General features: G+C 60.4%; 17 protein-coding genes. 10 read left to right on the forward strand and 7 right to left on the reverse strand.

All coding sequences use genetic code 11. The features are described 5' to 3' along the window. The first annotated feature begins 1 nt into the window (after position 1). From VF716_RS00770 to VF716_RS00805, 8 genes are all read left to right on the forward strand, one after another. Entirely contained in the window at positions 2–1,084 is a 1,083-nt protein-coding gene (locus VF716_RS00770) for a glycoside hydrolase family 5 protein (protein ID WP_230624785.1), read from the forward strand. Between the two features lie 18 nt (positions 1,085–1,102). After that, positions 1,103–2,290 (forward strand): polysaccharide pyruvyl transferase family protein, encoded by a 1,188-nt coding sequence (locus VF716_RS00775; RefSeq protein ID WP_014597013.1) that lies wholly within the window; start codon positions 1,103–1,105, stop codon positions 2,288–2,290. A 2-nt stretch (positions 2,291–2,292) separates the two neighbouring features. Then, complete coding sequence (locus VF716_RS00780) at positions 2,293–3,525, forward strand: oligosaccharide flippase family protein (RefSeq protein WP_017245115.1); 1,233 nt, start codon at positions 2,293–2,295, stop codon at positions 3,523–3,525. A 64-nt stretch (positions 3,526–3,589) separates the two neighbouring features. Then, on the forward strand, positions 3,590–4,840 hold the full coding sequence (locus VF716_RS00785; protein WP_013983097.1) for a Coenzyme F420 hydrogenase/dehydrogenase, beta subunit C-terminal domain: 1,251 nt from the start codon (positions 3,590–3,592) through the stop codon (positions 4,838–4,840). Positions 4,841–4,884: 44 nt separating this feature from the next. Further along, positions 4,885–6,138 carry a hypothetical protein gene (locus tag VF716_RS00790; RefSeq protein ID WP_011913612.1) on the forward strand — a complete coding sequence of 418 codons (1,254 nt, stop codon included), beginning with the start codon at positions 4,885–4,887 and terminating at the stop codon, positions 6,136–6,138. Then, positions 6,098–6,973 (forward strand): glycosyltransferase family 2 protein, encoded by an 876-nt coding sequence (locus VF716_RS00795; RefSeq protein WP_013983099.1) that lies wholly within the window; start codon positions 6,098–6,100, stop codon positions 6,971–6,973. The genes VF716_RS00790 and VF716_RS00795 overlap by 41 nt, the downstream gene beginning before the upstream one ends. Beyond that, on the forward strand, positions 6,966–7,733 hold the full coding sequence (locus VF716_RS00800) for a WecB/TagA/CpsF family glycosyltransferase (protein ID WP_013983100.1): 768 nt from the start codon (positions 6,966–6,968) through the stop codon (positions 7,731–7,733). The genes VF716_RS00795 and VF716_RS00800 overlap by 8 nt, the downstream gene beginning before the upstream one ends. A gap of 444 nt (positions 7,734–8,177) precedes the next feature. Then, positions 8,178–9,278, forward strand: a complete 1,101-nt coding sequence (locus VF716_RS00805; protein WP_014597018.1) for a polysaccharide biosynthesis/export family protein — start codon at positions 8,178–8,180, stop codon at positions 9,276–9,278. A gap of 265 nt (positions 9,279–9,543) precedes the next feature. Here the strand turns inward: VF716_RS00805 and VF716_RS00810 are convergent, their stop codons facing one another. Beyond that, positions 9,544–10,728 carry a thiolase family protein gene (locus VF716_RS00810; protein WP_011913616.1) on the reverse strand — a complete coding sequence of 395 codons (1,185 nt, stop codon included), beginning with the start codon at positions 10,726–10,728 and terminating at the stop codon, positions 9,544–9,546. Between the two features lie 420 nt (positions 10,729–11,148). Next, positions 11,149–12,648, reverse strand: coding sequence for a polyphosphate:AMP phosphotransferase (gene pap / locus VF716_RS00815; protein WP_440551306.1), 1,500 nt, complete (start codon positions 12,646–12,648; stop codon positions 11,149–11,151). A gap of 159 nt (positions 12,649–12,807) precedes the next feature. Between pap and VF716_RS00820 the strand changes: the two genes are divergently transcribed. Beyond that, on the forward strand, positions 12,808–13,536 hold the full coding sequence (locus tag VF716_RS00820; RefSeq protein ID WP_348834809.1) for a 4'-phosphopantetheinyl transferase family protein: 729 nt from the start codon (positions 12,808–12,810) through the stop codon (positions 13,534–13,536). Positions 13,537–13,701: 165 nt separating this feature from the next. After that, entirely contained in the window at positions 13,702–14,109 is a 408-nt protein-coding gene (locus tag VF716_RS00825; protein ID WP_014820800.1) for a PA2817 family protein, read from the forward strand. A gap of 212 nt (positions 14,110–14,321) precedes the next feature. Here the strand turns inward: VF716_RS00825 and VF716_RS00830 are convergent, their stop codons facing one another. From VF716_RS00830 to VF716_RS00850, 5 genes are all read right to left on the reverse strand, one after another. After that, positions 14,322–16,244, reverse strand: coding sequence for a polysaccharide biosynthesis protein (locus VF716_RS00830; RefSeq protein WP_440551310.1), 1,923 nt, complete (start codon positions 16,242–16,244; stop codon positions 14,322–14,324). Positions 16,245–16,405: 161 nt separating this feature from the next. Then, the gene (locus tag VF716_RS00835; protein ID WP_368852458.1) at positions 16,406–17,440 is read right to left on the reverse strand and encodes a glycosyltransferase family 4 protein; all 1,035 of its coding nucleotides are present in this window, start codon (positions 17,438–17,440) and stop codon (positions 16,406–16,408) included. 94 nt (positions 17,441–17,534) lie between these two features. Beyond that, positions 17,535–18,512 carry a UDP-glucose 4-epimerase family protein gene (locus VF716_RS00840; protein ID WP_049325799.1) on the reverse strand — a complete coding sequence of 326 codons (978 nt, stop codon included), beginning with the start codon at positions 18,510–18,512 and terminating at the stop codon, positions 17,535–17,537. Beyond that, positions 18,512–19,699 (reverse strand): glycosyltransferase family 4 protein, encoded by a 1,188-nt coding sequence (locus tag VF716_RS00845; protein WP_440551314.1) that lies wholly within the window; start codon positions 19,697–19,699, stop codon positions 18,512–18,514. Before VF716_RS00845 ends, VF716_RS00840 begins: the two co-directional genes overlap by 1 nt. Positions 19,700–20,073: 374 nt before the next feature. Then, positions 20,074–20,520, reverse strand: a complete 447-nt coding sequence (locus tag VF716_RS00850; RefSeq protein WP_181066979.1) for a hypothetical protein — start codon at positions 20,518–20,520, stop codon at positions 20,074–20,076. Between the last annotated feature and the right edge of the window lie 77 nt (positions 20,521–20,597).

Genomic DNA, 20,597 nt, shown 5'->3' on the forward strand with positions numbered 1-20,597 from the left:
GATGACCAGACACTCCAACCGGCCTGCAATGCGCTCGACCCGACTGGCAGTGGCCCTGGCCGCCGCGCTGTCGGCTATCGGCGTGTGCGCCGCCGACTGGCCTGTCAATGACGAAGGAGGCCTGGCCCTGCACGGGGTCAATATCTCCGGTGCCGGCTTCGCCCCGCACATCACGCCGGGCAAGAACGGCACTCACTACTTCTACCCCGAGAAGAAACACTTCAAGTACTACGCCGATCAGGGCATCCGCCTGATCCGCTTTCCGTTCATCTGGGAGCGCGTGCAGCACTCGCTCGATTCCGGATTGAACTTCGACCAGATCCGGTTGTTGAAGAAGACCCTGGATCTGGCCGCACAGAACGGCCAGAAGGTCATTCTGGACATGCACAACTATGGTCGTTACCACGGCGAACTCATCGGCTCGAGCAAGGTGCCCTACGAAGCCTATGCCTCGGTGTGGCGCAAGCTGGCCGAGCGCTTCAAAGGTCACCCGGGCCTGCTCGGCTACGACATCATGAACGAGCCGCACAGCACCGTGGGCCTCTGGCCTGGCGCAGCCCAGGCGGCGGTCGATGCGATCCGCGAAGTCGACGACCAGACGCTGATCTTCATCGAGGGCGAGCGCTGGTCGAGCGCCTATCACTGGCCGCTGGTGAACGCCAATTTCCTGATCAACGACCCGGCCGACCGCCTCATCTACGAGGCGCACCTGTACTTCGACGACGACTTCTCCGGCAAGTACATGGCCCAGACCAGCCGCAACATCGATCCGATGATCGGCGTCGAACGCGCGCGGCCATTCATCGAGTGGCTGCAGAAGCATGGCCAGAAAGGCTTCCTCGGCGAGTACGGCATCCCCGACGACCTGCCCGAAGCGGCGCAAGCGATGGACAACCTGCTCGCCTATCTGAACGACAACTGCGTGCCCAGCGCGTACTGGGCCGGCGGCCCCGGCTGGGGCACCTACAAGCTTGCGATCGAGCCGCGCAACGGCAAAGACCGTCCGCAGATGGAGCTCATGCGCAAGCACCTGGCCAACGACTGCACGGCCATCGGCCCTACACCTGCGCAAATTGCTGATTGATTCTGGAGTGACTCGAACATGAAATTCGGACTGCTGTGGCATTCGTTCTCATCCGGCAACCTCGGGGTTGGCGCGCTGAGCATTTCCAACATGCTGCTGATCGACGAAGCCGCCCGCAAATGTGGCATCACCCCGGAGTTCCTGATCATCGGCTCCTCCGGCCCCTGTGATTACCCGCCGTCCACCGAACGCTTCAACTACGAGTTCATCGAGTTCAACGAGAAGGCCCTGCTGAAGAACCCGCACGGCCTGTATCGGGCGATCACTTCCTGCGACGCGATCTTCGACATCGGCGAGGGCGACAGCTTTTCCGACATCTATGGCGCCAAGCGCCTGATCAAGCTGCTGGTCAGCAAGGGCATGGCACTGGGTGGCCGCGTGCCGCTGATCCTGTCGCCGCAGACCATCGGCCCGTTCAAGTCCGATTGGGGCACCAAGGCCTCGGCCTGGGCGATGAAGAAGAGCACCATGGTCTTCGCCCGCGATCACCAGTCCTTCGATGTGCTCAAGCAGCTGAACATCCCCAATCGCGACGAGGTGATCGACGTCGCCTTCGCCCTGCCCTTCGAGCGCCAGAGCGAGCAGCGCGACCCGAGCAAGCTCGCCGTGGGCCTGAGTGTCTCCGCGCTGCTGCATCACGGCGGCTACGAAGGCACGGCCAACCAGTTCGGCCTGCGCGCCGACTACAAGGCGCTGACCGACCGACTGATCCGTACCCTGCTCGAGCGCGGCCACGAGGTGCACCTGGTGCCCCACGTGATCCCGATCGGGTTCCCCGCCGAAGACGACTACACCGTCTCCCAGCAGCTCCAGCAGCAGTATCCGGAGCTCAAGCTGGCGCCGCGCTTCAAGGGGCCGATCGAAGCCAAGTCCTATATCAGCGGCATGGACTTCTTCGTCGGCGCGCGCATGCACGCCACCATTGGTGCCTTTTCCGCGGGCGTACCGGTCGTGCCGCTGGCCTACAGCCGCAAGTTCGCCGGGCTCTACCAGTCGCTGGACTACCACCGCGTGGTCGACCTCAAGACCGAGGACACCGACAGCGCGCTAGAGCTGGTACTGGCGCACCTGGACAACCGTGAACAGCTCAAGGCCGAGGTCGCCGCCAGCGGCGCGATCATCCGTCGCAAGCTGGACGCCTACAGCGCCGCGCTGGAACAGATCCTGGCGACGCTGCACCAGCCTCAGGCCGCGTATCAGAGATAACCATGCGCGACCACGCCCTGATGGGGGTCACCACGGCGGCTCGGACCGCCGTGCAGCTGGGCACCCTGCTGATCCTCGCGCGCACGCTGGGGCCGAGCGACTTCGGCTTCATTTCCATTGTCATCACCTGGTCGACCATCGTCGCCCTGGTGACCGACTATGGCTTCGGCATGCGCGCCCTGCGCGACATCGGTGCCGAACGCGAGCGGGCCGGCGAGATCATGTCGGCCAGCCTGGCGGCGAAGTCGGTGCTGGTGCTGCCGGCCTGCATCGTGCTGCTGCCGGTTATTCTGTTCGTGCTCGATCTGCACCTCATCGAGCGTTTCGCCGCGGTGCTGTTCCTGCTCGGCACGCTCGCTTCGTCCTACGGCGACCTGGGTCTGACGGTTTTTCGCAGCATCGGCCAGTTCCACCGCGAAACCCGAATCGTGGTGGCGACGGCGCTGGTGCATTTCGTCCTGATCGGTGCCGCGATTCTGCTGCGCAACGACGTGCTGGCCATCGGCGTGGCGTTTCTCCTGTCGCGACTGATCTACGCCACCTTCGCCCTTCGTGCCCTGTCGAGGATCCTCGAACTGGGCGGCATCCTGCGCAATTCCTGGAAGGTGCTGGGCGAACGCTTCAAGTCTTCCACGAGCTTCGCGGTGGACAGTGGCGCAACCAACATCTTCGCCCAACTGGACGTCATCCTGGTCAACCACCTCGCCGGCCGCGAGGCCGCTGGCATCTACTTCGCCGGCTCGCGGCTGATCCAGGGCGCGGTGCCGTTCAGCGTGCTGCTGGCCAGCGTGCATATCCCGCGCTTCGCCTATCAGCTGCACAACAAGACCGCCGGGCTGGCCCGCTACGGCCTGCGCATCCTCGGCGAATACACGGGGATGGGGCTGATCTTCGCGCTGGCGTTCTTCTTTATCGGCCCGCTGTTCACCGATTACTTCCTCGGCGCCGAGTACGCGGAGCTGAACACCCTCTGGCTGGCGTTCGCCTGCTTCACCGCCGCGCGCTTCATCGCCGCCGGGCTTGGCGTACAGCTGATGGCCATGGGAACGGGCTTCTTGCGCACCTTCGGAATCATCGCCTCGGGCGTGATCACCGTGCTCTGTTACTGGATTTTCATTCCGTCCCACGGAATACAGGCGGCCCCCTGGGTGTCCACTCTCGGCATGGTCGTCCTGACAGGCATTTACGGTTATGCGGTGCTCGCCATCTACCGCAAGCGGCGCCAGCCCACATGACCGAACTCGTTAAATACTGCCGGTCGCGCATCGCGCCCGACCGGCCGCTCAAGGGAAGGCAGGTATGAAAGCTTTACTCAATCGCGTGCTCAACAACGACCTGTGCAGTGGCTGCGGCATGTGCAGCTCGGTGGCCGATGACGACGCCATCAAGATCCGTCTGACCGGCGATGGCTATCACCGCCCGGTGCTCAATGCGCAGTACCAGAACAAGCCGGTTGCCAACGAGCAGACCAGCGCCGCCTTCGCCAAGTCCTGCCCGGCGCTGAACCTGGACATCCGGCCGTACAAGTCGGCCAACTACCACCCCATCTGGGGCGAGATCCTCGATACGCTCAAGGGCTATGCCACCGATAACGAGATCCGCCAGGCCGGCTCCTCCGGCGGTGTGATCTCCGCGCTGGCGCAGTATTGCCTGGAGAAGAACCTGGTCGACGGTGTCATCCAGATCCAGGCCTCGCACACCGACCCTCTGGAGAACGTCGCCACCATCAGCCGCTCGCGGCAGAACATCATCGCCTCCTCCGGCTCCCGCTACGCGCCGGCAAGCCCCGGTGAGGCACTGAAATGGGTGGCCATGTCCACCGAGAAGTACCTGTTCATCGGCAAACCCTGCGACGTCGCCGCGGTGCGCCAGATGCAGCAGCACGATCCCCGCCTGAAAGAAAACATTCCCTACATCGTCTCCTTCATGTGCGCCGGCACCCCGAGCCTGCAGGGTACCGAGCAGGTGCTGGACAAGCTGGAGGTCGAACGCAAGGACGTCACCGCCTTCCGCTACCGCGGCGACGGCTGGCCGGGTCTGACCAAGGCGACGCTGAAGAACGGCGACGAACGCACCATGACCTACAACGATTCCTGGGGAAAGGTGCTCAACCGTCACCTGCAGACCCGCTGCAAGATCTGCCCGGACGGCATCGGCGAGTTCGCCGATATCGTCTGTGCCGACGGCTGGGAAGGCGATGAAAAAGGCTACCCCTCGTTCGAAGAGCGCGAGGGCAACTCGCTGATTCTGGTACGCACCGCAAAAGGCCGCGAACTTTTTCGCAACGCGGAGGCCGATGGTGTTGTCAAAGCGGAGGCGTTCGATACGGGCAGCATCTTCGCCATCCAGCCGTTCCAGTACTACCGCCGCACGACGATTCTTCCGCGGCTGCTGGCCATGAAGCTGCTGTTGCTCAAAACCCCTTCGTACAAAGGCTTCGAGCTTGGCAAAGGGGCCAAGGAGATCGGGTTCTACCAGAGCTTCAAGGCGTTCACCGGTCTGCTGGTGCGGCGCAAGAAGATCAAGAAGCGGGCGCTGGAAACAGCCTGATGGGCTGTGGCGCTCAAGGAACCAATACCTAAGGACTCAGGTTGATGACGAATTTCAGTTCACGCTTCTTCTTTTTTCCGTTGCTGATCATGGCGATCGTGCTGCACTTCGCCGTGTTCGGGGACAGCCCGCACAACCCTTACGGCATCAAGGGTCTGAACGAGCTGTACCTCGCCATCTGCATCATCTTCACCATTCTGCTGCTGCTGGCTTCGGCGGAAAACGCTCCGCGTGAGTTTCGCATCATCATGTACTACTGCGCCTACACCACCGTGGTGTTTCTGGTGCTGCCGGCGATCTTCGCCTACTACACGTACGGACAGCCGATCGTCTTCGGGCTGATCGAGGAACGCCGGGTACTGGCGGCTCTGGGCTTCGCGCCGCTGCTGTTCCTCGGCAAGCGCGTCAGCACCCTGCAGTTCGAGCGGGCATTCCTCTATGCCGCGCTGATTGCCGCGTTCTTCTCCTGGTGCTTCAAGTTCGGCGTGATTCCGGACATGCGCCCGGAAGTGCGCTCCGATGACCGCCCGGACCGATCCTCCATCGGCCCCTTCCTGATCTGCCTGGCGTACTTCTACTGCATCCAGATCTGGTCGAAGGGGGCGTCGCCGATCAGCGGTGCGGCGCGCAGCAAGACCTTCTATCTGGTGATTGCCGCGGTGCTGCTGCTGACCCTGGTGTTCGCTACCCAGACGCGCCAGCTGATCGTGCTGTGCCTGGCCTTCACCCTGTTCTGCCTGCGCGCCAAGGCCATCATCTGGGCCGCCTCGCTGTCGATTCTGCTGTCGCCGTTCTACTTCTATCCGAGCCTGCTGGAAATTCTCGGACTCAACGTCGAGTTCTACGACAGCACCCTGGAAGGCGTGGAAGACGGCGCCCGTTCGGTCACCATCGCCCTGATCTTCGACCACTTGAAGCAGGTCAACTGGCTACCCAGCGGTTCGCTCTCGCTGATGTGGCAGGACGGCTTCATCCCCTATTTCGGCGAACACTTCTTCCTCTCCGACGTCGGCATCATCGGCACGCTGTTCCGCTTCGGCTTCCTGACCTTCCTGATCGTCCCTATGACGCTGTTCGTCTATCACCGCATCGCCAAGAACATCGCCAGCGACATGAGCTTCATCTACGCGACCATGCTGGCCCTCTTCGTCATCTGGCCGCTCAACGGCCTGTTCGAATACGGCCAGCCGGTCATCGCCATGTTGTTCGTCATTCATGCCCTACGGGCCCGTTACCTCCGCAGCCAGGAACCTATCCATGAACGTCGCGCTTATCCTCAACTACAAGGCAGCTACTGAAACCATCAGTTGCGTTGAGAGCCTGCTCGCTCATTGCCCGGCTCTCAACCATGTGGTGGTCATCGACAACGATTCCCAGGACGGCTCCGTCGTGGCGTTCAACCAGTGGCTGGAAGCCCAGCCGCGGCACAACGTCACCGTGCTCGCCAACCCGGAGAACAACGGCTACGCCGGTGGCAACAACTACGGGCTGCGCTGGGCACTGGACAACCTGCCGGTGACCAACTTCTGGATCGTCAACAACGACACCTACGTCGACAGCGACGCCCTCACCCCGCTGCTCGACGCCCTCGCGCAGAACGATCGCCAGTTCGTCGGCTCGGTGATCCTCAGCGCCGATACCGGCCGCCTGGAGTGCTATGGCGGCGGCAAGCTGTACCCGCTGCTGGGCAAGGCGAAGCTGCTGGGCAAGGACCAGACCCTCGAAGCCATGGCCCAGACCAGCGAGCAACCGGATTACCTGATGGGCTGCAGCCTGGCGTTCTCGGCCAAGCTGATCGACCGCATCGGCATGATGGACGAGGCGTACTTCATGTATTCCGAAGAAGTCGACTGGCAGTTCCAGGCGAAGAAGAAAGGCGTGTCGATCCGCGTCGTGCCCGAAAGCCGCCTGTTCCACTACGGCTCGCTCAGCTCGGGCGGCCGTTCGGCCTTCTACCACTACTACCGCAACCGTGCGGCCACCCGTTTCAACAAGCGCTTCTACGGCCAGGGGTTTGCGCTGGCTTCGGCCTGTTTCCTGTCGGCGATCACCGTCATCAAGGAGTTCAACCACCCCAGCCTTGCCTGGTCCGGCATCAAGGGCGCCTTCAAGGGAGTAACGATGAGTGTCTAACGAGACTAACCACGCGTTCGGTGTGCATTTCTACACCGGCAGCAAGGCGTCGCTGCTGAACTGCATTCGCGAGGGGGTCAAGCAGCCCTACTCGTTCGTCGTGACACCCAACGTCGATCACCTCGCGCAGCTGCAGGACAACCCTGCCCTGCGCGAGGCATACGCCAAGGCCCGGCTGCGCCTGTGCGACAGCCGGATCCTGCAGCCGCTGCTGCAGCGTCTCGGCGTGCAGATCGAGGAAGTCATTCCCGGCAGCGACCTGACCATGGACCTGCTCGACTGGGCCAATCGCGAGCATCTGCGCATCGTGCTGATCGGCGCTACCGAACAGGAATGCAGCAAGTTGCGCGCGCTTTATCCAGGCATCACGGTCTACCACCACAATCCGCCGATGGGCTTCATCAATCGACCGGATGAAGTGCAAAAGGCATTGCAGTTCGTTCGTGAACACCCCTCGGAACTGGTGTTCTACGCGGTGGGTGCACCGCGCCAGGAAATATTGGCCAGTTCGATCGAAAGTCACGAGCGGACCGGAATGGGCTTTTGTATCGGCGCGTCGATTTCATTCGCCACCGGCAGTATTAAGCGTGCTCCGGTATGGATGCAGAACTGCAAACTGGAATGGCTGCATCGCATGCTCTCCGAGCCAAAACGCCTGGTCAAACGCTATGTCCATGATGCGCTGTTCATTGTTCCGGCATTTTGGCGGGAGAAGAACTACCGCATGGACAAAGCCAAGCCAGCAAAACAGGACAGCTGACGCATTCATCGAAAAAATGGCTGGAATTGCACGGAACCGCGGTGAACCCAGCCAGATCGAGACGGTCTATCCCTTCTGTGTGAGCGTGACAGGATGGCATTTCAACATCGAACTAAACATTGAGCGCCGTCCCGCCTCGGCCGTAATGCAGCAGCCACGCATAAACAAGTAAGGGATTAAACCTGCCAAGCCGACCGCTGCCGTTTTACAACCAGGAGGGAATTAAACGCTTCCGCGTAGCTGAATATAAAAGCCGCTGGAGATGAACATTCAGGAAGGAGAGAAACTTTGGCTACCGATCCGATTTGGTCGCTGAGGAGTGTGGAGTGATGACTCCGGCCCTCTTGAAAAGGCGAAAGAACAATTCAAACGCCTCAGGCAAAAAAGTGAATCAAGCCGTCTCACTCTTTGAACAACAACCACTCCGTCAAGGATGAACAAACCATGAAACCATTCATTGCACTCGCTTTTACTTCCGCTCTGACACTGCAGGGCTGTGCTTTCGCCCCCGGCCAGTATCTTGACCCCGACGAGTTCAAGGAAGGCGCCGAAGCCGAACACGGCACGGTGCAGCTGGTCCGTATCACGCCGGAAATGCTCCGGGGTGAGATCGCGTCCGACAAAGGCACCTCGAGCAAGCAGGAACTGCTCAGCTACAAGCCGAGCGCCTACCGCATCGGTGCCAACGACCTGCTCTACATCACCGTCTGGGATCACCCTGAACTGACCGCGCCGTCCGGCCCGCAGCAGCAGCTGGATGCCAACGGACGCCTGGTTCGCCCTGACGGCACGCTGTTCTACCCGTACATCGGCAACGTCGAAGCGGCCGGCAAGACCATCGAAGAGCTGCGTGCCACCATCGCCCGCCGTCTGACCAACTACATCGACAGTCCGCAGGTGGACGTTTCCATCCTGCGCTTCGGTAGCCAGCGCGTGGTCGTCTCCGGTGCGTTCAATACTGCCGGCGAAGTACCGATCACCACCGCCCCGATGACCATCACCCAGGCCATCGGCCAGGCTGGCGTCGATACCGATACCGCCGACCTCACCGGTCTGACCCTCAAGCGTGATGGCCGCGAGTACATGCTGGACGTCGACTCCCTCAACCGCCCGGATTCCTGGCTGCACCAGGTCTACCTGAAGGACGGCGACCAGCTGCACCTTCCGTACAACGACCAGCGCAAGGTCTACGTGCTGGGTGAGGTAATGTCGCCGCAAGCCATGACCTTCAAGGCCACCAGCATGAACCTGATGGACGCGGTCGGCACCGCCGGCGGCATTCGCCAGGAAACTGCCGATGGCGAGGCGCTGTACGTGATCCGCGGTGCGGAAAACATGGCCGAAGGTCAGGCCAAGGTGTTCCAGCTGAACGCCAAGTCGCCGACCGCCTTCGCTCTGGCCAAGCACTTCCCGCTGCAGCCGCAGGATGTGGTGTTCGTGGGTCCGGCCAACATCACCCGCTGGAACCGCTTCATCAGCCAGCTGCTGCCGTCCGCCAGCATCGTGGGCACCGGTGCCGCTGCCGAGTACAACCTGTCTCGCTAAGCGCGCCATGGCCTGATCGCAGGATCGGGTAGAAAAGCCGCAGAGTCATCACCGATGCTCTGCGGCTTTTTCGTATGTTGGCACCTGCCATTGCGCCGTGCGTGCAATGCCTACAGCGGAACCGAACCGCCGTCGGCGACGGCGCTCCACGCAGCATCGGTCAGAAGCGGCCCGGCTAGTACCCCGCAGAACGCAGCCAGGCAAAAAAAAACGGGCCTGCTACAGCTTGGTAGCAGGCCCGTTTCTGTGAGCAGCTTCGAGGGCGTCAGCGCACCGCTTCGAACAACCCGGCCGCGCCCATGCCGCCGCCCACGCACATGGTCACCACGCCGTAACGCAGATTGCGGCGCTGCAGTTCGCGCACGATATGACCGGCAGTACGCGAGCCGGTCATGCCGAACGGGTGGCCGATGGAGATCGAGCCGCCGTTGACGTTGTACTTCTCGTTATCGATACCCAGGGTGTCGCGGCAGTACAGGCACTGCGAGGCGAAGGCCTCGTTGAGCTCCCACAGGTCGATATCGGCAATCTGCAGCCCTTTTGCCTTGAGCAGGCGCGGTACGGCGTAGACGGGACCGATGCCCATCTCTTCCGGCTCACAACCGGCCACGGTGAAGCCACGGAAGAACGCACGCGGCTTGAGGCCGAGCTCGATGGCCTTGTCCAGGCTCATCACCAGCGTCATCGAGGCGCCGTCGGACAGCTGCGACGCGTTGCCGGCGGTCACCGAACCGTCCTCGGCGAAAGCCGGCTTGAGTCCGGCGAGGCTTTCCAGGGTAGTGTCCGGACGGTTGCAGTCGTCACGGTCGACCACACCCTGATGCAGGGTGCGCTCGCCGGTGTTCTTGTCCTCGGTGAAATACTGCACGTTCATCGGCACGATTTCGTCGCTGAACAGCCCTTCGGCCTGGGCACGCGCGGTGCGCTGCTGGCTCTGCAGTGAGTAGAGGTCCTGCTGCTCGCGGGTGACGTTGTAGCGCCGCGCCACGAGTTCGGCGGTCTGGCCCATGGTGTGGTAGATACCTGGCACGCGTTCCTGGATGATCGGGTTGAACAGGTGATCGGTGTTGCGGCTCTTGAGCGTCAGGGTGATGGACTCCACCCCGCCGGCGACGATGACGTCACTGCAGCCCGAGGCGATCTGGTTGGCCGCGACGGCGATGGCCTGCAGGCCGGACGAACAGTAGCGGTTCAGCGTCATGCCGGAACAGGCGATGCCCAGGCGCGACAACACGGCGACGTTGCGGCCGATGTTGTAGCCCTGCGCGCCCTCGTTGGAACCGGCCCCGACGATGCAATCCTCGACCAGCGCCGGATCGAGATCGTTGCGCGACAGCAGCGCATCGACGCAATGCGCTGCCATGTCGTCGGGACGGGTCATGTTGAACTTGCCGCGGAAGGACTTGGCCAGGCCGGTCCGCACGCTATCGACGATCACTACTTCACGCATGACATACCTCGGAAACTAGGCGCGGTCGCGGGAATGTTATGGCGGCGCAGCGCGCACGGATTGTTCCACGACCGCAGGGTGGGACGGTGATCCGAGCATAGTTCCGGCGTCGCGAGCATGGCGACGACCATTCAGCAAGCATATGCACGGCCATCGCCTCGCTGGCCGGCACCCTATTTGCGCAGGCTTGCCAGCAATGCCGTAGGTGAGCGCATAGCGCCTGACCAGCGGCCTCGCTGATTCGCGGGCAAGTCCGCTTCCACAGAGACGTGGTGCGCCGGATCAGGGATCGTTCCTAACGCTTAACAGGGCAGCGGAATCACCCTTGCCCACAGAAACGACACGAACGACAGGAACAGGCCAGGTGTGGGAGCGGACCGCGAACAACCCACCGGCAGCTCCGCGGTCACAGGGTTGCGGTCAACGCCCCTTCTCGATCGCCGCCTCCAGCGCCTCGTTCAACGTCCGCAGTACCTTCACCCTGGCGAAGCGCTTGTCGTTCGCCTCCACCAGCGTCCAGGGCGCGATCTCGGTACTGGTGCGGTCGACCATGTCCGCCACAGCGTGGCCGTACTCATCCCAGCGCTCGCGGTTGCGCCAGTCTTCATCGGTGATCTTGAAGCGCTTGAAGGCGGTCTCTTCCCGCTCCTTGAAGCGCTTGAGCTGGGTCTTCTTGTCGATGCTCAACCAGAACTTCACCAGCACCACATCCCCATCCACCAGCTGTTCCTCGAAATCGTTGATTTCCGAATAGGCACGCAACCACTCGTCCGGCGTGCAGAAGCCTTCGACCCGCTCGACCAGCACACGCCCGTACCAGGAGCGGTCGAAAATGGTGAACTTGCCGCGCTCCGGGACGTTGCGCCAGAAGCGCCAGAGCCAGGGCTGCGCCAGCTCTTCATCGGTGGGCGCGGCGATCTGCACGGTGCGGTAAAGCCGTGGATCCAGCGCCCCGGTGACGCGCCGGATCGCACTGCCCTTGCCCGCCGCATCGTGTCCTTCGAACAGTGCGAGCACCCCGCGTTTGCGCAAGCGGCGGTCGCGCAGCAGTTGCGACAGGCGCGCCTGCTCCGCCACCAGTTGCTGCTGGTAATCGTCCTTGCTCAGTTTCTGTGACAGGTCGAGGCTGTCGAGCAGGCTCAGATGATCCAGATCGACCTGAAGCGGCGCCGAATGCGGCTGGGACATCGGCGCAGTGGGTTGCTCCGCGACCTCCAGCGCCGCTTGGAGCCCCTCAAGAATCACCCGCCCCACGGTCAGGCTGCGGTAACGCTCATCGGCCCCCTCGATCACGTACCAGGGAGCGAAATCCCGGCTGCTCAAACGCAAGATCTTCTCCCCGTGGCGCACGAACTTGTCGTAGGTCTTGGACTGCTGCCAGTCCAGCGGGCTGATGCGCCAGCTGTGCAACGGATCGTTCTTCAGCGAATCGAGTCTGGCGTTCATTCGATCCTTGGACAGGTGCAGCCAGAACTTGAAGATCAGCGTGCCTTCGTCGCACAGCATCCGCTCCAGACGTTGCGCCCGTGCGACGGCGAGTTTGAGCTCGGCGCTGTCGATACGGCCATGCACCCGGTCCTCGAGCATCTTGCTGTACCAGTTGCCGAAGAAGATGCCGGTATGTCCCTTCGGTGGCATCCGCCGCCAGAAACGCCAGGCCGGAGGGCGGGCCAGCTCTTCGTCGCTCGGCACATCGAAGCTGTCGACCCGAATCAGCCGCGGGTCCATCCATTCGTTCAGCAGCTTGATGGTCTCGCCCTTGCCCGCCCCCTCGATGCCGTTGATCAGGATGAGCACCGGAAAACGCGCCTGCGCCTTGAGCCGATACTGCGCTTGCAGCAACGCCTCACGCAGCTCTGGCACCGCGGCGTCGTAGGTTTCCTTGTCGATGGCGTGACCGATTTCGGCTGATTCGAACATTACTGGCTCCGTCCCGGGTGATGCACTCAACCCTAGCAGGCAGACCGCGAAAATAGCGAGCCAGAAGCAGAGCTAGATCGATCTCCATTGATCCAGGTCGGCGCTCGTCGCCTCACGCCCACGAGCGTTTTCACAAGGGATTACGGCACAATGGCGACCATGAACGACCTCCCCCCGATCCCGCGCTGCTGCACGCCACCACTCGACCACTGGCCGCTGCCCCGGCCACTGCCCGGCGTACAGCTGCTGAGTACGCGTTTCGACCCGACGTTGCTCGAACGCGACGATTTCCTGCGCTGGAACATTCCCGAACCCAAAGGCGTGAGCAAACGGCAGACCGAGTTTCTCGCCGGCCGTCTGTGCGCCCGCGAAGCACTGCATCGCCTGACTGGCTCGGCTTACGTGCCCACGGTCGGAGAGGACCGGGCGCCGCAATGGCCGGCCGGTACGGTCGGCTCCATCACCCACGGTGCAGGCTGGGCCGGCGTAGTGGTGGCGCGCCAGGAACAATGGTGCGGCCTGGGCCTGGACGTCGAGCGCCTGCTCACATGCGAACGGGCCGACCGCCTGGCCGGTGAGATTCTCACCAGCGGCGAGCTGGAGCTTTACTCATGTCTGAACGACAACGAGCGCGCACGACTGGTCACCCGCACCTTCTCGCTCAAGGAGAGCCTGTTTAAAGCGCTGTACCCGCTAGTCAAACAACGCTTCTATTTTCAGGACGCCGAAGTGCTGGACGTTAGCGCAGACGGTATCGCTCGCCTGCGCCTGTTAATTGATCTATCGGAAGGCTGGCGCAACGGCGCAGAAGTCGACGGCCAGTTCACGATCTTCGATGATTACCTGCTCAGCCTGATCGCCATCCCGGCAGAGCACCCGGCCGGCTGATTGTCCTTGCCACACATACCTGGCGAGCGCCGGCCGGCCCTGGTAGGGGCTCGTGCCAGCGCCTTGCGACCGAACCCTCGGCGCCACAGCCGGTCAACCAGACAGCCCCAATTCACCGGCGCGCACGCCTATAATCGCGCCCTCAGAAATCGACACAGGTGCACCATGGCCAATCCATACCACGATCACAACCTGGCTCTGCTGGCCCATCTGCGCGGCATCCTGCTTGCCATGGGCGAAGCCGAACAGGTCTCGGAAGAAAGCCACGCGCTGTTCCTCGAGCGCTTCGACGAGCTGATCATGAATCTGCAAAACGTACCGGAAGAGCGCCACATGGGTCAGGATCTGATCTGCCAGGTCTTCCACCGCTACCCACAGATCGCCCACCTGGTTCCGCGCGATTTGCTGTGGTACTTCGGCGGCGACTGCCTGCACTTCATGCCGGATGACGAGATCGCCGTCTTCCAGCAACTCGAAGAGCGCCGCTACGAAGCCGAGCAGAACGACGAACCGTTCGACTGGAACCGTGAAAAGCAGCTGCTGAGCATGCCGGATGAGGGTGCACGGCACTGATATTAAGCACCAGCCGGCTGAATGGCGACGAGTATTTGCCCAACTGAGAGGCAATCAAGGCCGCTAATGGTGGGGGGCTGAAGCCCCTTGGGAAGGGAGGTACTCTCACGGTGGAGGCTGTTGCAGAGCACATTTAAAATCGCGCCTTCCCAACCAGCTGGGCAGTTCGGAAGCTGCCAGAAGACCAGGTCACCCTGACGTAGCTTTACTTACTACTCCGGCTCCACCCTCCGCTGCTGGTAGATCCAGTCGACGATTTCTCCCTCCGGTACATACCCGCTCACCACCTCGCGAAGCAGTTGCCGCACCTGGGGGTAATCATCGGTTTCCACCGCCTTGAGCAGTTTTGCCAACCGGTCCTTGAGTACATCCCAGTCGAGATATTCCTCATCGGCGCGCATGATCATCGGATGCTCGGTGGGGCTCACTTTATCGCCGATCAATAGCTCCTCGTACAGCTTCTCGCCGGGGCGCAGACCGGTGTATTCGATAGCGATATCCCCGTGCGGGCACTTTTCCGAGCGCACGCTCAGGCCAGACAGATGAATGAGTTTCTCGGCCAGCTCAGCGATCTTAACCGGCTGCCCCATGTCGAGCACAAACACGTCCCCCCCCTGCCCCATCGACCCTGCCTGGATCACCAGCTGAGCCGCTTCGGGGATGGTCATGAAGTAACGGGTGATCTTCGGATGCGTCACCGTCACTGGCCCGCCACTGCGGATCTGATCATAGAATCGCGGAATCACCGAACCCGATGAGCCCAGCACATTGCCGAAGCGCACCATGGTGAACCGGGTCTTATTAACGTGATGAACTCCCTGTTCGGCTCCGAACAGCACAGGGGCAGTCTCTCTGCTCAAAGCTTGTAACATCATTTCCGCGACGCGCTTCGTGCTGCCCATTACGTTGGTGGGACGCACGGCCTTGTCAGTAGAGATCAGTACGAAGTTAGCCGCACCCACCCGGATAGCCGCCTGTGCTGTATGCAGCGTCCCGAGCACGTTATTGAGCAGACCCTCTGCGATGTTGTGCTCGACGATTGGCACATGTTTGTAGGCAGCAGCGTGATAGACCGAGTTGACCTTCCAGGTGCGCATGATTTCGAGCAAGCGATCCGGGTTTCGAATGGATCCGAGTATCGGCACCAGTCGCACCGGCAACGACTCCCGCTCCACCCTGCTTTCAAGCTCGCCATGGACGAGATAAAGATTGAGTTCACAGTGTTCGAACAGCAGCAGGGTGCGGGGTTTGCTGCCAAGGATTTGCCGGCATAGCTCGCTACCTATAGAGCCGCCGGCTCCGGTCACCATTACCACTTGGTCTCGCAAACAGCGGTCGAGTAACTCCTGTCGCGGAGGGACAGGATCGCGTCCGAGCAGGTCGGCAATATCGACCTCCTGCAAATCCTCCACCTTCACTCGTCCGCTGGCCAAATCCATGAAACCCGGCACTGTACGAACATGCAGTGGAAAATGCTCCAGCTCCTCCAATACCTCACGACGTCGTGCACGTGACGCCGACGGAATTGCCAGCAAGATCTGTTGTGCTGCCGTCTCGTTTATGAGCTGCTGAATATGCTTGGGCTTGTAGACTCGCAGCCCAGAAATCGTCCGGTTTGCGATATTGGGATCATCGTCGATGAAGGCAACCGGCCTCATAGCTCGGCCCATACGTAGCGCGGCTACCAACTGATTACCCGCCGCCCCGGCCCCGTAAATGGCGACTCGAGTTAGGCCCGCATCGGGTCGCTTGAAATTCCATAACTGGCCCGCGGCGAACCAATGTCCCATGAAGTATTGCCGCATGACCAAACGCAATCCGCCGATCATTAGCAAGCTCAGCCACCAATAGTTGATGACCAACGACCGCGGAATAACCTTCGGAGCGTCCTGATACCAGTAAACGACGAGCGACAGCATCAGGGCCGATAGCGTCACTGCTTTGGCAATTGCGATGAGCGCGTCATTACCAAAATAGCGCATTACAGCTCGATACATGCCGATCCGAATAAACAGTGGCACTGCAATAATTGGGGCAACTGCGAATAACCAGGCATGTGCGCCAAGTGGCTCAACGGTTTTGGCATCGCCCAAGCGAACTACAAAAGCGAGCCACAGCGCTATCCAGACCAGCATGACATCAGCCGATACCTGGATAAGACGTTTTATTCGTCGAGGGAGCCGAACAACGCGTCGACGCCAACTCTCAGCCAATCTCAACACAGCGGCACCCTTTTATAGTACGTGACCCAACGCAACGTGAGCCTTCACATCCCGGCATAGCTAGCTTAGGGATATCACGCGCCAACCTCTGCTTTTTCTGCCCCACCCGCATTCAGCCGCGCGGCAATCCAAACCAATGGAGCATAGGCAAGAATCAACCCGCCAAACCCATCTAACCATTCAAACGCAACCACCAACGCGATAGGCAACAACCACAGCACGTTGATGGCAAACACACCCAAAGTCACTGGTAGATGAGCACCCAGACGGCGTGCCGCAACTTGGTAGCCATGACTGCGGTGAGCCTCGTAGACTTTTACGCCGCGCAGTAGACGGTGGAACAGCGTCCAGGTTGCATCTACGATGAAAACGCCAAGCAAAATACACCAGCACCACAGCAACTTGGGCGATAACCAAGCCGCTTGAATCGCGAGCGCGCCTATGACCAGGCCTAGAAAACCGCTTCCTGTATCACCCATAAAGATGCTCGCCGGTGGAAAATTCCAGACGAGAAACCCTGCAACCGCTGCGGTCAGCAAGACAGGGACAAGCGAGTGAGCCGAAAATCCCAACAAGGCATAAATCACCGCCGCCCCAACGCAGACGGTCAGCGCTTCTACGCTGGCCAACCCATCGATGCCATCCATGAAGTTGTAAAGATTGAGCTGCCACACCAGCCAGATCGCAGCGAATCCATGTCCAAGCCAACCAAGCTGAAGTGATATTCCAAAAAAACTCAACGAAGGGAGTCCGTCGATCCAGAACAGAACCCAGGCGGCAGCTAGGAAATGCCCGCACAGGCGCCAACGGGCCGGAATATCACCATGATCATCCAAGAAGCCCATCGCAGCAACGACCAGGCCCCCACCGCCTATGGACCACGCCACCTCGGGCGGAACCAACCCTAACCAGGTTATGACAGGTAATATCACGAGTAAGCTGAGCACAATCGCAGCCCCGCCCCCGCGTGGAGTCGGCACTGTGTGGGAGCTACGGAGGTTGGGTACATCAAGAAGCAGCTTTTTATGCAACGCGTAGCGTCGGAGTACCCAGGTCAACGTACATGACGCGCAGAAAACCAGCGGCAATAGCCAAAACAGCGCCCCCATCACCAACTCCTATTCGGCAGCTCTGCCGGGTCAGCGGAGCTGCAAGTCATCTGCGTCATACAAGCAACGGCCTTTTTCAACGCACGCCTCGGTTTCAACGGCGCTCATTGAAAGCGGCAGCCGTCATAGCGAGAGCCCTGTCGACGGTCACCGGTGGACTCCACCCTAGCAGAGACCTGGTTTTGTCGATATCAACCTGCAAAGACCCGCATATGCGCCCAATCACGACCCGCTTGCCAAGCAAAGCGCCTGCGCCGGACAGCAACACAGGTGGAACCGGGATCAACCGCGCAGGCTTTTCAAGCGCCACACCCAGACGGCGTAGCAACTGCGTAGTGGAGAGGTCTTCGCCATCGCTGACGAGAAACGCCTGCCCAACCGCACGCGGATGATCCAGGCAAACCGTTAGCAAATCGACAAGATTATCCACCGCCACCAGACTACGACGATTGCTTATGGCACCAAGCGGAAGAGGAGTTCCTCGGGCTAGCCATACCATCATGCTATGGAAGTTCGCTTTAACGCCCGGACCGTAAACCAAAGGTGGTCGGACGATGACTACTTCCAACCCGGTCTCCGCTGCAAGCGCCGTCAGTGCTACTTCGGCTTCCATCTTGGATATGGAATAGGGATCGGCCGGGCACAGCGGAGCATCGGCCGTAAACGGCTTGCCGCATTCCGTGCTCTCACCATGCACCTTTACTGAGCTGAGAAAAACGAAGCGCTTGACCCCTGCCTGAGCGGCTGCCTGAGCCAACTTTAACGTGCCATGCACGTTAACAGCGCGGAACGCCGCCAGCGGATCGGCATCTATTTCATGCATCACATGAACCCGAGCCGCGCAGTGGACGACCACGTCTACGCCAGCAAACAAATCGGGGTTAAGCTCAGCACCGGCCAGATCGCCCAACTCAACCCACCGCACCGCCGCACCATGCGAGCCTCCGGCAGCTACTCCGCCACGCTCGAGCACTCTCACGGCGGCAATGACCGAACACCCAGGCTCGCTCGCTACCCGCCGTGCCAACGCCTTGCCAACAAAGCCACTCGCCCCCGTTACCAGCACCTGCATCAGTTGGCACCAACGAGTTGAAGCACATCAGCAGCCATGACGCGCATGATTCGGCTGCGCGCATAACGTGCAACAAATTCCGGGCGCGGCGTTTGCTCCAGCTTCAGCCGTCGCAACGCCTCCGTCGCTCCCAAACTATCGCAGGGTACAAATACTGCAGCGTTGGCAATTTCGGAATTAATGAACTCGGCGGCGTAGCCTGCAGCGCCGGCCCATATAGGCTTGCCGGTGGCCGCGTACTCGAATACTTTCGATGGCAACACACGGCGAAACGCCTGGAAGTCATTCAAATGCAGAAAAAGCACATCCGCCTGCTGATAGAGGCCCAACAACTCCTCCCGGGCAACCGGCTCCACCAGTTCGACATTCCCCAGCCCACCAGACGTTATAGCCTCGCGTAACATCTGCAAGCGACTACCGCCCCCTACTACGCGAAAATGCACTTCGCCACCCAAGCTTCGCGCCAGCTCGGGAATAATCCGGTGCAGCCCTTGTCCATCCCCTACGTTGCCGGCATACAGAATTTGCAGCGGGCGTTCCGCAGCATTCTTGCGGTAGCGACGCAACGGAAAGTCAACGAAATCATCATCCACGCCGTTCGGGTACTGCGAAAAGCTCCGCTCCGGATACTTCGGTTGGAAATACCCAAGAAAGCCCGCCGTTACCAGATTCACTTTATCCGCACGCCGAACGACCCAGCGCTCCAAAGCGCCAAAACCCATCATCAATATTTTGGAAACAGGAGCAGAGAAGAGCTCGCCGAGGTTTTCGACAAAGATATCGCGGATATCCAGGTACAACCGGGCGCTCTGGCGATAGGCGATCCAGGCGCCAAGTACAGCGGTCATCAACCGCGAGGAGGTAGCGACAACCAAGTCATAACGTTCATCACTGACATGGCGCATTGCCTGATAGGCAAAAGTCACAAAAGCCAACCCCTGGTCCCGAAAACCGCTGCGATGCGCGGGCAAGTGGATGCGCCGAACTCGCACGCCGTCTCCGCTCTCGAAAACCAGTGTTTCGCTGGCATGTTCGTGGTAACGGTTGGGCTGCGTGGTGAGCACATCAATCTGCACCGCCCCGCCAGCATGCTCGCGTAGCGCCTCAACCAGCGCCCGCGCACGAAAAGAACCCGCCGAAAGATCGGGCGGGTAAAAGAATGTCAGCAGCAGAATTCGTTTTGGCATTACACAGTGCCGGCCGAGCCGGAGCGGGTTAACCACACGTTCTCGGACAACGAGCAGCTCGTGCCCCTCGCCCTCGCAGCCACTGCTCCGCAAAACTCATTGCCTACGCATACCTCTAGTTATGCTTCGGCGTTAGAGTTCAAAGTAGCAGCCAAAGTTCTGTAATTCCGCACGTGTATATATCTATGTAAGGAGGCAGGAGGCGACAGTCTCATTCCGACCGTTGCCACTGAGAGCCAAAATCAGTGAGCTGTTTCTGAACCACCGCCAAGGCCGCCAAGGCCAAGGGCGATGATATCTCAAGCCGGCTCGTGAGCCATAAGCCAGTCTACTTAACTAAACATTGCCTTATGGCTCTGTGCACAATCAGGTAATTAGGCGTTTTTCCAGACTACTCTGAGCCGAGTCAAAACCTTCGTTTCCTTGCCGGACGAAACTCGCTCGAAAGTCATGGAGACTGGCGCAAAACCCTTCCTGACATAATTTACAACAAAGGTTTTTTCATTTTCGCGACGAACCTTGCGTTGATAGCCACTTTTGGCGAGTGTTGCGAAAACCGCACCTTCAACGGCCATCATATCTTCGGCAAATTCGAAGGTATAACGATCAAACGTTCCCTTTTCATTCTCTACCAGATCATAACGCCGCATCTTTCCGTTAAACTGGATACCAGCGCCATCGGGCAGATAAATAGCACTCGTTGAAAAGTAATTCGCCGTTACTGGTGTACCTTTAGGTGCAGTGGCCGCATTGCCCTCCGGGCTACCCGTATCACATCCTAAAAGCAAAGCCACTGCGCATGATACCAATATTTTTTTCAACGGTTTATCTCCTATTGTGACGCACATATTATTCTTCCCTTCAGTACACTTATTACAAGCTGCAGCACTCTCAAAAC

This window comes from Stutzerimonas sp. Brlt_14 (genome assembly GCF_051948915.1).
In the GTDB taxonomy this organism is placed as follows: Bacteria; Pseudomonadota; Gammaproteobacteria; order Pseudomonadales; family Pseudomonadaceae; genus Stutzerimonas; species Stutzerimonas stutzeri.